The organism is Stenotrophomonas sp. SPM (genome assembly GCF_003105135.1).
Taxonomy (GTDB): Bacteria; Pseudomonadota; Gammaproteobacteria; order Xanthomonadales; family Xanthomonadaceae; genus Stenotrophomonas.
In genome coordinates, this window is the sequence record NZ_QETL01000099.1 from 1 (window position 1) to 14,763 (window position 14,763).

The window sequence follows — 14,763 nt, forward strand, 5'->3', positions numbered from 1 at the left end:
TGCGGGGTGTGAGCCGCATGGATGCGGCGACCAAGCCTACATGGACGTATTTACGGCGTCCCCGCAAACCCACAGTGCCCCGCCATCCCACGGAATGCCCGCTGTTGCTGTTGCTCTTGCCTCTGCAGGTGCAGGGCTGCAAGCCCTGCCGAACAAACACCCACCCCTTACAGCAGCGGCTGCCGCGTCATCCCCACCGGCCGCGCGTTGTCGTCCATGTGCAACGTCACCGCCTTCGCATTCATCAGCTGCTCGGCCAGCGCATCTGTCGCACCCAGCGCATGCGCGATGTCCGCGCGGCTGGAATCCTCGCGCGGTGCGCGCCGTTCCTTGCCGCCGAACCGATAGCGGTTGTACTCCGCCCAGGCGATCAGCAGCAGCGAACAGCAGACCAGGATGACCGGCAGCGCGATCATCACGAACGGATCCACGTGCTGCTTGCGCTGGTACAGCTGCACATAGGCCAGGTGCCCGCCCAGCAGCCAGGAGACCAGGGTCACCAACGGTGCCCACAGATAGAAGTAGAAACCCCAGAACGCCAGGGTCACGAAGCCCCAGGCCGTGCGCTGCAGCCGCGGCTGCTGGCGCGACTTCTGGATCAACCGCGAATCAAAGCGGTTGGACGATTTCTTTTCGCTCGTGTCATGTACGGTGTTCATCGGATCCCCCGGTCAGGGCTGACCCAGGTGGCACGCTTGCCGCGGCGCTTGGACAGCGTCTTCGGCAGCGCCACCAGAGTGGTGAACAGGCTGATCAACCAGTACGCCATCGGGTACCAGATGACCCAGAAGTAGTTGCGTCCAATGTGGGTTTCGTAACGACGGTCGATGATCAGGCTGCTGGCGAACTGCAGCAGGCAGACCAGGGCCAGGATCACGCCGTGCCACTGCGGCAACAGCGTCTCGATATACAGCGGGGCCGGCAGCGGCATGAACTTGCCCAGCGCCCACAGCACCACGATCAGCAGCATGGTGTACGCCCAGAACACACTGAGGATGTACTCCAGCAGCACGCCCCACATGCGTCGCTTGCGCCAGCTGAACAACGACGAGCCGTGCCGCAGCAGCACTTCCACGCCGCCCTGCGCCCAGCGCAGGCGCTGCCGCCACAGTCCCTTCAGCGTCTCCGGCATCAGGATGAAGCATAGCGCGTTGGGTTCGTAGCGGATGTCCCAGTGGTCCAGCTGCAGGCGCCAGCTGATGTCGATGTCCTCGGTCACCATGTCGTCGGCCCAGTAGCCGATGCGGTGCAGGGCCGTGCGGCGGAACGCGGCGATCACCCCGGACACGGTGAAGATGCGCCCGTACACGCGCTGCGCGCGCTTGATCATGCCGATGATCGAGGAGAACTCGGCTACCTGCAGGCGGCCGAGCAGTGTGGAGCGGTTGCGGATGCGCGGGTTGCCGGTCACCGCGCCCACGCGCGGGCCGCTGGTCAGGTGCCAGACCATCCAGTGCATGGCGAACTCTTCCAGCATCGCGTCGCCGTCGATGCACACCAGGTACTCCGAGCGCGAGGCGAGGGCGCCCATGCGCAGCGCATTGGCCTTGCCCAGGTTGCGGTCCAGGTGCACCACGCGAAGGCGCGGGTGCAGGGCGGCCAGCGCGTCCAGGCGGGCACCGGTATCGTCGCTGCTGCCATCGTTGATGGCGATCACTTCGAAATCCGGATAGCGCTGCGCCAGTGCCGCGCCGATGGTGTCGTCCAGGTTGTCCGATTCGTTGTGGCAGGGAATCAGCAGCGTGGCGAACGGGTAGCTGTCCATCGGCGGCGGATCGTTGCGCGGTCGCGATTTGCGCTCGCGGCGGAAGAAGTAGTACAGGCCGCCTGACATCCAGAAGAACGCCATCACCATCGGGTAGAAGAAGGCGAACTGGAACAGGGCATACAGCCAGGGGCTCATGTCCATGTCACTTCTCCGGGTACGGGAAGTTGCGCGCGGACATCGCGGCGCGCGCGTCCGTGGTCGACGGCTTGTCGGCGATGAAATCGTCCGGGTACCACGCGAAATGGCGCACGCCCTGTGCCTGCAGACGGCGGACCTGCGCGCGCAGGCGCTGGCCGCTGATCGGCGTCTGCGTGCGCCAGTCCACGGTCTGCAGCTCGAACATCGTGTGCTTCAGGTCGGGATCGTGCGCGCGCACCGCCGTGACCAGCCGGTCCAGCCAGCGCTCGGGGTGCTTGCTGCCTTCCATCCACGGCATCGCCATCAGCGCGGTGCGGTCATAGGCCTGGTTGAACAGGTCCAGGCGCTGGGCGAACCAGCTGGCGCTCTGCGGCTCCAGTACCGGCTGCGCGTACAGGTTGCGCACGGTGCCCAGTTTCGGCCGCCAGCGCTGGGCGGTGTCGCGCAGCTCCAGGGTGAAGTCGATCAGCGCCTGGGTACGGCCGCCATCGGCGCCTTCCTGCGGCAGCTGGGCCAGTTCGGTGTCGCGCACATAGGCATCGTCATGGAACAGCAGGCCTTCGAAGTACGAATTGATCGCCAGGTCTTCGTAGATGTCCTTGATGATCTGCCGCGCCTGCGGCTTGGTGAAATCCAGCCGGTACATGCCGTCGTGCTCTGGGCTGGCGATGCCCAGCGCGGTACGCTGCGCCGCATCCGGCAGCTCATAGCCGAGCACCGGCAGCCAGGCGTAGACCTTTACCCCGGCACGGGTCTTCAGCTGCCAGGCCACGCGATTGAACAGGTCCGCGCGCATCGGCATGTGGCGGTTGGGGAAGTACAGCGCGTCGGCCGTGTTGTTGCCATCGGGATCGGCGAAGGCCTGCAGGTAGACGTGGGTCGGGCCCACCTTCTTGACGCGGTCGATCAGCTTGTCGAGGTTGCGTGCCAGCTGTGCCGGGTCCGGGTCGTAGACCGCATCCAGGTCGATCTGCAGCGCACGCGTGCCATCCAGGCTGACATTGCGACGCAGTTCGAATGCCAGCGAACTGACGTTCGGATTGTTGGTCACCAGCAGGCGGGCCAGGCCGTGCAGGTCGGACGTGACCGGCGTGCTGCGGCCTTCCAGGTCGAACGACACCGGCATGCCCAGTTGTTCGGCGATGTCGTTGCTCAGCTTGTTGTAGGCCGCATACGGCCACACGATCGCCTTCGGGGTGACGCCGAGTTCCTTCTGGATGCGCTTGACGCTCAGCGCGAGATCGTCGCGCAGGCGCTTTTCGTATTGCTGCGCGGTCTCATAGTGCTGGGTCTGCGGATCGTAGGTGCGGGTGATCACCGCCGGGGTCTGGTTGCCCTGCGGGTTGGACTGAACGCCGTGGTGCTGGTTGTCGGTATGGCTGGCCAGTTCGATCAGGCCGCTGGACTGCATCTCGCGCAGCTGGTCCCAGGTCAGGAAATCATCGTGGCCGAACGGGCGGTAGCCGTAGTCGATGGTGCGGCCCGGGGCCATGTCGACGTAGTCGGTGATCACCGCCACCAGCGCCGGGTAGTTGTAGGCACGCAGCAGCGGATAGACGCGGCTGTAGACGCTGCGCAGGCCATCGTCGAAGGTCAGCAGCACCGGCCGCGGCGGCAGCTGGGCTTCGCCGCGCGAGGCCTTGATCAACTGCGACAGCGAGATCGGGTGATAGCCGTGCGCGCTGAGCCAGTCCAGGTGCGCAGCAAAGTTCTGCGTGCTGACCGCGTAGGCATCGGCATCGCCCTTCTCACGCACATCGTCGCGGATGTCGTGGTAGCTCAGCACCAGCAGGCCGTTGTCGGCCGAATCCAGGTCGCGCTCCTGGGCAGCGGCCGGCAGGGCCAGCAGCACCAGCCCCAGCAGCAGCACGGTCATCAGGTTTCGAAGCATCCGTTCCATCTCACTCTCCCCAGCGCAGCGCGGCATCGAAGCCGATGTGACGTTCACGTTGGCCGTCGTAGACCGGCCGCGACCAGCTCACGCCGTACTCGAAGATCCTGCCCTGGCCGAACTGCCACTCATGGCGGTACGCCACCGTGGGAATGAGCGAACTGCCGAAGCCTTCCTGCCAGTAATCACCCAGCGACACCGTCAGGCGGTGGCGGAAGTGGCGTTCGTAGTGGCGCCACAACTGCTGGTCGATGCGCAGGCCGATCTCCACCGAGCGGTCGCGCGAAGGATTGAAGTAGGGCACGTCGTCGCGCGAGCCGCGGCTGGTGTAGAGGCTGCCGAGGCCATCGATGACCACGCGCGGGCGGGTCAGCAGTCGCTGCTCGATCGCGGTGTTGAGGGTGTCGCGGCGGTTGCCGTCGTCGTAGCGGAACTGGCTGCCGCCCAGGCTCCAGTGAGTGAGCTCGTTGCGGGTGTAGTCGACGGCCACCGCCATGCTGTCGGCAGTGATGCCCGACACGCGCGCCTGCATCGAAGCTTCCGGGTCGTTGCGCGCGGCGGTCACGCCGGCGTGCCACTGGTCGTTGAACTGCCAGCCGAAGCCGCCGCGAAGGCCGGTGTCGCCGATGCTGTCATTGGGCCGCACCACCGCGGCCTCGGCATCGGCGCGGCCGAAGCGGTAGCGCGCACCGGCGCCGATCCACAGCGGATTGATCTTCTGGTCCTGGAAAGTCACCGAGCGCCGGTCGGCGAAGGCGAACAGGCGCCAGCGGTCATCGAGGATGGGCGAGGCCACTTCGGTGCCGTAATGCAGGTCGTCGTTGCCCAGCGGCGAGCTGCCGCCGCCGCCGGAACTGCGGCCACCTTCCACCGTGGCCTGCAGCTGCCAGCCGCGGTGCGCACGCCAGTCGCGGTCCATGCGCTGGACCGAGGGCTGTCTGGGGTAACGCTCGAGCAGGTCGTCATGCAGCGGCCGCGCGAGGTCGTCGCGCTGCAGCTGCACGTAGGATTCGTACATGCCGATCCGCGGTGAGACATCGCGCGGGTCGAGGGTGTAGGCCATCTGGTGGCGTTCCAGCGCCCGCCGCGGCCAGCCGCGCATCTGGTAGACACTGCCCAGCGCGGTCTGCAGCCCGCCATTGCCGGGTCCGACGTCGACCATGGCTTCCAGCTCGCGCTGCGCGGTGGACAGGTCGCCGCTGTAGGCGCGGATCATCGACAGGTTGAGGTCGGCCTCATAGCGCGCCCAGTTGGCGTACGGGCTCTTGCCGCCGCCCCAGCGCCATGCCGGCTCGTCCTTCTGCCACGTCTGCAGGTAGCCGATGGCCTTCTCGGCCTGCTCGGTCTCGAGGTAGGCGTAGGCCAGTTCGGAACGCGATTGGAAGCGCGATGGATCGTTCTTCACTGCCGCTTCCAGCAGCGGAATGGCCTCGTCCGGGTGCTGGGTCGCCATCATCGAATCGCCGACCGCAGGCAGCACGTAGTCGGGCAGGGCATGGCCCTCCTGCTGCAGGGCGCGCGCTTCATCGCGCACCTGGGCATGGCGGGACAGGCGGTTGAGCAGGATCAGGCGGTCCATGCGGATGCGCAGCGGCGCCTGCGCCAGCGGCGTGCCGTCGCGCTGCACATACTGCTCCATTTCCGCCAGGGATGCTTCGGCTTCGTCCAGGCGGCTGTCTTCGCTCTGGCCATAAGCCAGGCTCCAGTTCACCCGCTTGGCGATGTAGTTCGCCTCCAGGCGCGCCTTCTGGTCGGCATCGAACAGCTCGGGCCGCGCCTGGTAGAGGCGCCAGGCGCGGTCGGCATTGCCGATGTCGCCCAGGGTCAGGACCTGCAGCTTGTACAGCAGCGGGTCGTTGGGCTCCTGCAGCTGCGAGCGCTCGATCGCGGCCAGCGCATCGACCCAGCGGGCCTGGTCACGGTAGTGGCCGATCTCGGCCATCCGATCAGCGCGGCTGGTGCTGGCCGGCGGCGAAGCAGCATGGGCCCCGAACGCCAAGGCGGCGCAGGCCAGGCCGACGCAGAGCGCCAGCGGACGATGGACAATCATGAAACCCCCTTAGCATCCCTACTTCAACGAAGTGCTGAAAGTGTGACGCACATCACATGCCAACTGTATCCGACCCCATCCCCAAGCGGCCAGCACCTGCCTTTACAGCTAAGACGCAATAGTCCTGCCAGACCGGTCAAGCGCATAGCAACTCGCTGACAATCAAGCATTTTTCAGGTCTTTCAGCGAGCCATGAAGCACCCGCCGGACGCCGCCGCGCCCTGACCCGGGGTGGAGAGCTGCCCAGAAGGCCGGCCCCTCCGCGTCATGATTGGACACCCTACGTCAGCAGATGCCGAAGCGATGTGTAGAAGCCTCGTGACAGAGACGTGCGCACCCCATCAGATCCATGTTCCGACAGATCTCATCCACGCATGGCGTGGATCTACCTGCCGTTACACGGAAATTGTCGGGGGCGGGGCGCGGCCCTGCCGCAGCACCCCAACTCCTTACCAGAGGTCTTCCAGCTTCCGCGGCTTGCACGCCACCCACGACGCAACCAGCATCAGCGCCGCGCAGCCAAACAGGAACCCGAACGGCAGCGTCCAGCCCTCGCTCACCGTATGCAGCCAGCCCACCAGGAACGGCCCCAGGCAGCTGAAGCTGTAGCCCACGCCCTGCATGAAGCCGGACAACGCCGCCGACCCGGTCGGGGTGCGCGTGCGCAGGTTGATAAGCGTCAGTGCCAGCGGGAACGTGGACGGGCCCACGCCCAGCAGCGCCGCCCACAGCAGCGGCGCCTTCAGCGGTGCCAGCAGCAGGCCGGTGAAGGCGATGACGAAGGCGAAGAAACCGATCAGCACCAGCGGGAACGGATTCGGCAGGCGCACCGCCAGCGAGGGAATGACCAGCGACGGCAGCAGGCCCAGTGCCGAGAACACCGCCACCATCACCCCGCCGAACGCCGGCGTGGCACCGGCCTCGACCACGATGCGCGGCAGCCAGGTGAACATCGAATAGGTCATCAGCGAGGTCATGCCGAACATCAGCGTCATGCTCCAGCCCAGCGACGTGCGCCAGACCCTGCCGTGCGGCTGCGCAGTGGGATCGCTGCCGTCCTGCACCGGCTTTGGCGCGCGGCGGGCCAGCATCAGCCAGGGCAGGGCGGCGGCCAGGGACAGCAGCGCCCACATGCCCAGCGACACGCGCCAGCCCGCGGCGTTGGCCACCGGCACCGCCAGCAGCGCCGGGGTCATCGTGCCCAGCTGCAGTACGCTGATGTACAGCGTGCTCATCGTGCCGACCTTGTTGGCGAAGTAGCGCTTCACCAGCGGCGGCACCACCACGTTGCCGATGCCCATGCCGGCCAGCGCGATCACCGAGCCCAGCAGCAGGGTGCCGACGTTGCCGGCGCTGGAGCGCAGCAGCAGGCCGGCCATGGCCAGGGTCATCGCCAGCAGCGTGGTGCGCTCCAGGCCCAGGCGTCGGGCCACGGCCGGGGTCGCCACGCCGAACAGCGCGAACGAGGCGGTGGGCAGCATGCCGAGCACGCCGGTCATGGTCGTGCCGAAGCCGAACTGCTGGCCGAGCACGTCCAGCAGCGGAGTGATGGAGGTGACCGCGGTACGCAGGTTGACCGCCGCCAGCAGGATGGCGGCGAACGCCAGCAGGCGGCCGTGCAGCAGCGAGGGTGAGGGCGAAGTCGGGGACGTCATGCGGCGGGTCCTTGCAGGTGGCGCACGCGGCGTCTTGGGCGTGCAGCGCCGGCACCGGGCCAGGCCGGTGCAGGGGTGGGGGAAAGGGTGCCCATTGTACGGGGCGGGGCCGGGCGGGATGCCGCCAGGCGACAGGCACAAAAAAACCCGGAGGACTGTCGTCTTCCAGGCTTCTTGGTGACCACCGAAGTGGTCGGGGAGACAGGATTCGAACCTGCGACCTCTACGTCCCGAACGTAGCGCTCTACCAGACTGAGCTACACCCCGAAGGGAGCCGCCTATTCTATCCATTCACCCCGATGGCGGCAAGGGGCAAATGGTGTTTCTTCACACTGCCGAAGCAATGGAATCCTTCAGGGAACAAAAAAGCCTGGAAGACTTCACCAGGCTTCAATGCGACCACCGAAGTGGTCGGGGAGACAGGATTCGAACCTGCGACCTCTACGTCCCGAACGTAGCGCTCTACCAGACTGAGCTACACCCCGAAGGAGCCGCCTAAGATACCGTGTGAAGGCCAAGGCGGCAAGGTTTTTTTACAGCTCAGCGACTGTTTTCTTTCTCGAGGCGGTTCCGCTCGCGCGATTCGAACCACATGCCGTTGAGGATGGCCACGGTGGAGGCCAGGCCAGTGCCGAGGATCCAGGCGAAATACCACATGCTCGTATCTCCTTCGTTCGGGGCAGGTGCCGACCGTGGGTCGGCGCCTATTGCTCATGGTGGGTGCCGACCATCGCTCAGCACCTGTTGCTCGTGGTGGGTGCCGACCGTTGGTCGGCACGGATGCAATCCATCAATACGCGTTCGGGTTGTCGCCCATTTCTTCGACCGTGGTCTTGCCCTTCAGCACGCGGTACACCCAGGTGGTGTAGGCGAGGATGATCGGCAGGAAGATGGCCGTCGCCAGCAGCATGATCCACAGCGTCAGGTGGCTGGACGAGCTGTCCCAGACGGTGAGGCTGGAGGTGGGCTGGCTGGAGGACGGCAGCAGGAAGGGGAAGATGGCGAAGCCGACGGTGAGGATGATGCCGGCGATGGACGCGCCCGAGGCGATGAAGGCCAGACCGCCGCGCCGTGCACGCAGCAGCACCGCACTGGCCAGCGCACCCAGCAGGCCCAGCACCGGGAACACGATCGTGGCCGGCATGCTGCTGTAGTTGCGCAGCCAGCCACCGGCAGCCGTGCCGATCGCCGCCGTCTTCAGCAGCGGGTTGGTCGGGCCGTCGGTCACCACCTGCGAGGTGATCTGGTAACCGGGCAGGCCGAAGGCCACCCAGAGGCCTGCCACCGCGAACAGCACGAAGCTGATCAGTGCGGCGATGCTGCCGTAGCGTGCGGCACGTTCGGCCACCGGGCCGTCGGTCTTGATGACCAGCATGGCCGCACCGTGCGAGACCAGCATGGCCACGCTGACCAGGCCGGCGATGAGCGCGAACGGCGTAAGCAGGCCGAAGAACGAACCTGTGTAGGTCACGCGCAGGGTGTCATCGAAGTGGAACGGCACGCCCAGCAGCACGTTGCCCACCGCCACGCCGGCAATCAGGCCCGGCAGCAGGCCACCGACGAACAGCACGCGGTCCCAGTTGTCGCGCCAGCGCCTGGACGGCATCTTGCTGCGGTACTTGAAGCCGACCGGCCGCAGGATCAGGCCGAACAGCATCGCGAACACCGCCAGGTAGAAGCCGGAGAAGCTCACCGCATACAGCGGCGGCCAGGCGGCGAAGATCGCACCGCCACCCAGCACCAGCCAGACCTGGTTGCCTTCCCAGACCGGGCCGACGGTGTTGATCACCAGCCGGCGTTCCTCATCGGTTTTCGCCACGAACGGCAGCAGGGTGCCGACGCCGAGATCGAAACCGTCCATCACCGCCCAGCCGACCAGCAGGATGCCGAGCAGCAGCCACCAGATCACGCGGAGCGTGGTGTAATCAAGTGCAATGAATTCCATCTGGATTCTCCTGCCTCAGGCCTGTCCGGCAGCGGCTGCAGTGGGGGAAACAGGGCGGATGTCGGCCTGCAGCGTCGGCAGGATGTCATCCGGTCCGGTGCGCACGGCCTTGAGCATCAGCTTGATCTCGATGACCAGCAGCACCGTGTAGGTTGCGGTGAAGATGGCCAGCGTGGTCAGGATTTCATGCAGGGCCAGGCCCGACGCGGCGTAGAAAGTGGGCAGCACGCCATCCACCGCCCACGGCTGGCGGCCGTATTCGGCCACGAACCAGCCACATTCGATCGCGATCCACGGCACCGGCAGGCTCCCCACCGCCAGCTTCAGGAACCAGCGCTTGTCCTGGAAGTTGTTGCGGCAGGAGAAGTAGAACGCCAAGGCGAAGAACGCGATCAGGTAGAAGCCCAGGCCCGCCATGATGCGGAAGGTCCAGAAAAGCGGTGCCACGCGCGGCACGGTATCCATCGCGGCCTTGGAGATTTCCTCCGGGGTGGCGTTGAGGATGTCCTCGCGGTAACGCTTCAGCAGCAGGCCATGGCCCAGGTCCTGCCAATGGCGGTCGAACATCTCGCGCGCCTGCAGGTCGGTCTTGTCCTTCTTGATGCGTTCCAGCGCGCCATAGGCGAGCTGGCCACCGCGGATGCGGTGCTCGGCGCGGTCCACCAGTTCCAGGATGCCGGGAATCGGCTGGTCCAGCGAACGGGTGGCGATCAGGCCCATCAGGTACGGGATCTTGATCGCGTAGTCGTTCTGGTGCGTGGTCTGGTTGGGAATGCCGAAGGCGGTGAAGTCGGCCGGCGCACGCTCGGTTTCCCACATCGCTTCGATCGCGGCCAGCTTCATCTTCTGGTGCTCGCTGGCGGCGTAACCGCTCTCGTCACCCAGCACCACCACCGACAGCGAGGACAGCAGGCCGAAGGCTGCGGCCACCGCGAACGAGCGACGGGCCATGTCCTTGTGCTTGTTGCGCAGCAGGTACAGGGCGCTGATCGACATCACGAAGATGGCACCGGTCACGTAGCCGGCGCTGACGGTGTGCACGAACTTGGCCTGCGCCACCGGGTTGAACAGCACCGCGGCGAAGTCCACCACTTCCATGCGCATCGTGTCCGGGTTGAACACCGCACCGGTCGGGTTCTGCATCCAGCCGTTGGCGATCAGGATCCACACCGCCGACAGGTTGGTGCCCAGCGCCATCAGCCAGGTGACGGTGAGGTGCTTGACCGGGCTCAGGCGCTTCCAGCCGAAGAAGAACAGACCGATGAAGGTCGCTTCGAGGAAGAAGGCCATCAGGCCTTCGATGGCCAGCGGCGCACCGAAGATATCGCCCACGTAGTGGCTGTAGTACGACCAGTTCATGCCGAACTGGAATTCCATCACCAGGCCGGTGGCCACGCCGATGGCGAAGTTGATGCCGAACAGCGTGCCCCAGAACAGGGTCATCTGCCGCCAGACCTGTTTGCGGGTCATGACGTACACGCTCTCCATGATGGCCACCATGAAGGACAGGCCGAGGGTGAGCGGTACGAATAGGAAGTGGTACATCGCGGTCAGAGCGAATTGCAGCCGCGACAGTTCTACGACTGTCTGATCAATCATGGCCTGGCTACCTCGTGGGATAGTGCCGTTGCGGGTGGCGGGAAGGGTGGTCTACGGGGGAATGATGTGACCGACTACTTCAAACAGCCTTGATCCAGATCAATGTATGAATGAGTGCCCAAGGGGATCGTATGCCTTTCCCGTGACGCCTGCGACCACCTGCCGCAGGGGCGCCTGCGACCTGCGCCTACAATGCGGAGCATCCCCGTTGCCTGTGAAGACCTTGAGCGCTGCCGAACCTACTGCTGCCGAGCCCCGCACCGCGGAGGAGGAATCGACCCTGCAACGGCGTGCCCGCACCGCCTGGCTGGCCGGCCTGGCCCATGCCGCGCGTGGCCGGCAGCGGCTGGCGGCCCTGTGCATCAGCCTGTCCGGCCCCCTGCTGATCGGCCAGGCTGCCGCGATCGCCTGGCTGGTGCAGACGGTGCTGGTGGAGCGCGCGCCGCTGGCCAGCGGCCTGCCGGTGCTGGCCGCGCTGGCGGTGATCCTGGTGCTGCGCACGCTGTTGGGCAGTGCCACCCAGGCCGCCGCGGGCGACGTCGCCGATGCGGCCCGCCTGGCCCTGCGCGAGCGCGTGTTCGCGCGCCTGCTGGGCCGTGGCCCGCTGTGGCTGCGGCAGCGCCGCACTGGCGAGCTGGGCGAACTGATGCTGCACCATGGCGATGCCATCGAGAGCTATTACAGCGGCTTCCTGCCGGTGCGCACCGAAGTGGTGGTCGTGCCGCTGCTGATCCTGGCCGCGGTGGCCTGGGTCGACTGGGTGGTGGCGCTGATCCTGCTGTTCACCGCGCCGCTGGTGCCGTTCTTCATGATGCTGGTGGGCTGGGGCGCCGAGGCCGCCGGTCGCGCGCAGCTGGGCGAACTGGCACGCATGAGCGGCCACTTCGCCGACCGCATCAAGGGGCTGGGCCTGCTGCGCCTGTATGGGCGGGGCGAGGCCGAACTTACCGGTATCGAAGCGGCTGCCGAAGGGGTGCGCGTGCGCACGGTGAAGGTGCTGCGCATCGCTTTCCTGTCCTCCACCGTGCTGGAATTCTTCGCCTCGGTAAGCGTAGCGATGGTCGCGCTATACCTCGGCCTGAGCTACCTGGGGCTGATGTCCCTGCATGCGACGGTGCCGACGCTGGGCGCGGGCCTGTTCTGCCTGCTGCTGGCGCCGGAGTTCTACGCACCGCTGCGACGGCTGGCCGCGCATTACCACGATCGCGCCAATGCACTGGCCGCCGCTGCCGAAGTCGAGCGCCTGCTGCTGTCGCTGCCCGAGGAGCCAGCGGTGGCCGAGGTACCGCCGGCACCGCTGGCGGTGGAGCCGGCCGAGGCCGCCTTGCCGCCGCTGCAGGCGCAGGGTCTGGTGCTGCGCCCGCTCGGTGCCCCGCACGATGTGTTGCAGGACGTGGACCTGCGGCTGGAGCCCGGCCAGCGGCTGGCCCTGGTCGGCCCCAGTGGCTCGGGCAAGAGCACGCTGCTGGAAGCGCTGGCCGGTTGGCTGCCGCCGCGTGCCGGGCGGGTGCAGCAACGCGCCGGCGTGCAGGTGGCCTATGCCAGCCAGCGCCCCTATCTGTTCCATGGTTCAATCGCCGACAACCTGCGCCTGGCCGACCCCGGTGCCAGCGATGCACGCCTGCGCGCGGTGGCCGAGGCGGCGCAGGTGCTGCAGTTCGCCCGGCGCCTGCCGGAGGGGCTGGACACGCTGATCGGCGAGCGCGGCTTCGGCCTGTCCGGTGGCGAGGCGCGGCGCATCGGCCTGGCCCGCCTGCTGTTGCGTGACCCACAGGTGCTGCTGCTGGATGAGCCCACCGCCTTCCTCGATGCCGAGACCGAAGCGGCGCTGCTGAGCAGCCTGGCCGCATACGCGCGTGGCCGCAGCGTAGTGGTGGCCACCCACAGCCCGGCGGTGATCGCCTGGGCCGATCGCTGCCTGTTGTTGCCGGAAGGGCGCCTGGTCGATCCGGCACAGGCGGTGCGCGCATGAGCCGCTCGACCGATTCGCTGCGCGCGGTGTTCCTGCGCCACCGTCCGCGCCTGCTGCTGACGGTGCTGCTGCTGTGGATCACGATGCTGGCCGGCACCGCGCTGCTGGGCCTGTCCGGTGGCTTCCTCACCGCCGCCGCGCTGGCCGGTGCGGCAGGCCTGGCGCAGGGCTTCAATTTCTTCTCGCCCTCGGCCAGCATCCGCGGCCTGACCATGGCGCGCATCGTTTCGCGCTATTTCGAAAAGCTGGTCGGCCACGATGCCACCCTGCGCATCGCCCGCGACCTGCGCGTGTGGTTTTTCCGCCGCGCGCTGCCGCTGGCCCCGGCGCGGTTGGGTGCCACGCGTACGGGCGACCTGCTGGCGCGTCTGCTGGGCGACATCGGTGAGGTCGACGGCCTGCTGGTGCGCGCCATCGGGCCGCTGGTGGCGCTGGGTGCGTTGTCGCTGGTGGCGGTGGCTTCGGCCGCCCTGATCCTGCCCTCGGCCGCCGTGCTGCTGGCCGTGCTGGCGCTGCTGATCGGCTTCGGCGTGCCGTGGCTGGGCGTGCGCGGGCATGACGATGAAGAGGCCGACCGTGCCGCACATCGCGCCGCACTGCGTACCGCTGCATTCGAAGGCCTGGAGGGTGCGGGTGATCTGGCCGCGCTGCATGCCGACGCCGCGTGGCAGCTGAAGGTGCGGGTGGCTGCCAAGCAGCTGGCCTCGCGCGACCGGCGTCGGCGCTGGCGGCTGATCGCGGCCTCGACCCTGCACGGCCTGGTGGCCGGGCTGGGTCTGGTGGCGATGCTGGCGCTGGCCCTGCAGGCCGCCGAGCAGCAGCGCATTCCCGCGGAAATGGCCGCCGGCCTGGTGTTCCTGACCGTGGCGATGATCGAGTTGTGGGCGGGCATGGGCCTGGCCTGGCAGTCGCTGCAGTCGGGCCGCATCGCTGCGGATCGCCTGCAGTCCATCGTCGAGCAGACGCCGACGGTAGAGGATCCGGCAGTGCCGCAGGCAGTGCCCCGCGCCGCGGCCGTGCAGTGGGAAAACGTGCATTTCCGTTGGCCGGGCGCGGCGCGACCGGTACTGGCCGGCCTGCAGCTGAGCCTGGTGCCGGGTGAGCGCATCGCCATCCGCGGCGACAGCGGCAGTGGCAAGACCACGCTGTCGAGCCTGCTGCTGCGCCTGTGGGATCCGCAGCAGGGGCGGGTGAGCTACGGCGGTCGCGACCTGCGCGACTTCGCCCAGGAAGACTGGCACCGGCAGCTGGCGTGGCTGCCGCAGAACGCGCCGGTGTTCGCCGGCACGGTGGCCGAGAACCTGCGGCTGGGTGATCCGGACGCCAGCGATGACGCGCTGTGGGCAGTGCTGCGCCGCGTGCGCCTGGGTGAGTGGGCCGAGCGCAATGGCGGCCTGCAGACCTGGGTGGGCGAGAACGGCGCGACAATGTCGGCCGGCCAGGCAAGGCGGTTGGCCTTGGCGCGCGCGCTGCTGCGCAATGCACCGATCCTGTTGCTGGACGAACCGACCGAAGGGTTGGACGTGGATACCGCGCATGCGCTGCTGCAGGACCTGGCCGGATTGCTGGACGGGCGCAGCCTGTTGATGATCACCCACGACGACCTGCCCGACGGCGTGGTCGATGCGCAGTACCGCTTGCGTGACGGCGTGCTGGAGCGGGAAACCTGATCGCGGTGGTGCCGGCCGTACGTGGATCACCTGTAGAGCCGAGCCCATGCTCGGCTGCCTTTGTGCACGGAGCCG

Annotated in this window: 10 protein-coding genes and 2 tRNA genes; 2 read left to right on the forward strand and 10 right to left on the reverse strand. The window is 67.3% G+C overall.

The window, feature by feature from the left end; genetic code table 11:
• Nucleotides 1-167: 167 nt before the first annotated feature.
• The 10 genes from pgaD to DCO49_RS16475 all read right to left on the reverse strand — a co-directional run bounded on the left by pgaD (nucleotide 168) and on the right by DCO49_RS16475 (nucleotide 11,046).
• On the reverse strand, nucleotides 168-659 hold the full coding sequence (gene pgaD / locus DCO49_RS16430) for a poly-beta-1,6-N-acetyl-D-glucosamine biosynthesis protein PgaD (RefSeq protein WP_116864923.1): 492 nt from the start codon (nucleotides 657-659) through the stop codon (nucleotides 168-170).
• Nucleotides 656-1,909: a poly-beta-1,6-N-acetyl-D-glucosamine synthase gene (gene pgaC / locus DCO49_RS16435; RefSeq protein WP_116864924.1), complete on the reverse strand. Its 1,254-nt coding sequence runs from the start codon at nucleotides 1,907-1,909 to the stop codon at nucleotides 656-658. Before pgaC ends, pgaD begins: the two co-directional genes overlap by 4 nt.
• A 1-nt stretch (nucleotide 1,910) precedes the next feature.
• Nucleotides 1,911-3,806, reverse strand: coding sequence for a poly-beta-1,6-N-acetyl-D-glucosamine N-deacetylase PgaB (pgaB, locus tag DCO49_RS16440; RefSeq protein ID WP_116864925.1), 1,896 nt, complete (start codon nucleotides 3,804-3,806; stop codon nucleotides 1,911-1,913).
• Nucleotide 3,807: 1 nt separating this feature from the next.
• On the reverse strand, nucleotides 3,808-5,847 hold the full coding sequence (pgaA, locus tag DCO49_RS16445) for a poly-beta-1,6 N-acetyl-D-glucosamine export porin PgaA (RefSeq protein WP_116864926.1): 2,040 nt from the start codon (nucleotides 5,845-5,847) through the stop codon (nucleotides 3,808-3,810).
• A 449-nt stretch (nucleotides 5,848-6,296) separates the two neighbouring features.
• Nucleotides 6,297-7,502, reverse strand: a complete 1,206-nt coding sequence (locus tag DCO49_RS16450; RefSeq protein ID WP_116864927.1) for an MFS transporter — start codon at nucleotides 7,500-7,502, stop codon at nucleotides 6,297-6,299.
• A gap of 190 nt (nucleotides 7,503-7,692) precedes the next feature.
• Nucleotides 7,693-7,769 (reverse strand) — tRNA-Pro (locus DCO49_RS16455).
• Between the two features lie 141 nt (nucleotides 7,770-7,910).
• A tRNA-Pro gene (locus tag DCO49_RS16460) sits at nucleotides 7,911-7,987 on the reverse strand.
• A 55-nt stretch (nucleotides 7,988-8,042) separates the two neighbouring features.
• Nucleotides 8,043-8,159 carry a cytochrome bd-I oxidase subunit CydX gene (gene cydX / locus DCO49_RS16465; RefSeq protein WP_079222503.1) on the reverse strand — a complete coding sequence of 39 codons (117 nt, stop codon included), beginning with the start codon at nucleotides 8,157-8,159 and terminating at the stop codon, nucleotides 8,043-8,045.
• 133 nt (nucleotides 8,160-8,292) lie between these two features.
• Entirely contained in the window at nucleotides 8,293-9,447 is a 1,155-nt protein-coding gene (gene cydB, locus DCO49_RS16470) for a cytochrome d ubiquinol oxidase subunit II (protein WP_116864928.1), read from the reverse strand.
• Between the two features lie 15 nt (nucleotides 9,448-9,462).
• On the reverse strand, nucleotides 9,463-11,046 hold the full coding sequence (locus DCO49_RS16475) for a cytochrome ubiquinol oxidase subunit I (protein WP_116864929.1): 1,584 nt from the start codon (nucleotides 11,044-11,046) through the stop codon (nucleotides 9,463-9,465).
• A 223-nt stretch (nucleotides 11,047-11,269) separates the two neighbouring features.
• Here DCO49_RS16475 and cydD point away from each other — a divergent pair, with 223 nt between their 5' ends.
• Both cydD and cydC read left to right on the forward strand, forming a co-directional pair.
• On the forward strand, nucleotides 11,270-13,018 hold the full coding sequence (gene cydD / locus DCO49_RS16480; protein WP_116864931.1) for a thiol reductant ABC exporter subunit CydD: 1,749 nt from the start codon (nucleotides 11,270-11,272) through the stop codon (nucleotides 13,016-13,018).
• The gene (cydC, locus tag DCO49_RS16485; protein ID WP_116864930.1) at nucleotides 13,015-14,688 is read left to right on the forward strand and encodes a thiol reductant ABC exporter subunit CydC; all 1,674 of its coding nucleotides are present in this window, start codon (nucleotides 13,015-13,017) and stop codon (nucleotides 14,686-14,688) included. The genes cydD and cydC overlap by 4 nt, the downstream gene beginning before the upstream one ends.
• Nucleotides 14,689-14,763: the final 75 nt, after the last annotated feature.

Bases quoted from the DNA above. Each gene is read 5' to 3' on its own strand.
- pgaC (WP_116864924.1), bottom strand. From the start codon at position 1,909: ATGGACATGAGCCCCTGGCTGTATGCCCTGTTCCAGTTCGCCTTCTTC.
- cydB (WP_116864928.1), bottom strand. From the start codon at position 9,447: ATGGAATTCATTGCACTTGATTACACCACGCTCCGCGTGATCTGGTGG.
- DCO49_RS16450 (WP_116864927.1), bottom strand. From the start codon at position 7,502: ATGACGTCCCCGACTTCGCCCTCACCCTCGCTGCTGCACGGCCGCCTG.
- cydX (WP_079222503.1), bottom strand. From the start codon at position 8,159: ATGTGGTATTTCGCCTGGATCCTCGGCACTGGCCTGGCCTCCACCGTG.
- cydC (WP_116864930.1), top strand. From the start codon at position 13,015: ATGAGCCGCTCGACCGATTCGCTGCGCGCGGTGTTCCTGCGCCACCGT.
- pgaA (WP_116864926.1), bottom strand. From the start codon at position 5,847: ATGATTGTCCATCGTCCGCTGGCGCTCTGCGTCGGCCTGGCCTGCGCC.
- DCO49_RS16475 (WP_116864929.1), bottom strand. From the start codon at position 11,046: ATGATTGATCAGACAGTCGTAGAACTGTCGCGGCTGCAATTCGCTCTG.
- pgaB (WP_116864925.1), bottom strand. From the start codon at position 3,806: ATGGAACGGATGCTTCGAAACCTGATGACCGTGCTGCTGCTGGGGCTG.
- pgaD (WP_116864923.1), bottom strand. From the start codon at position 659: ATGAACACCGTACATGACACGAGCGAAAAGAAATCGTCCAACCGCTTT.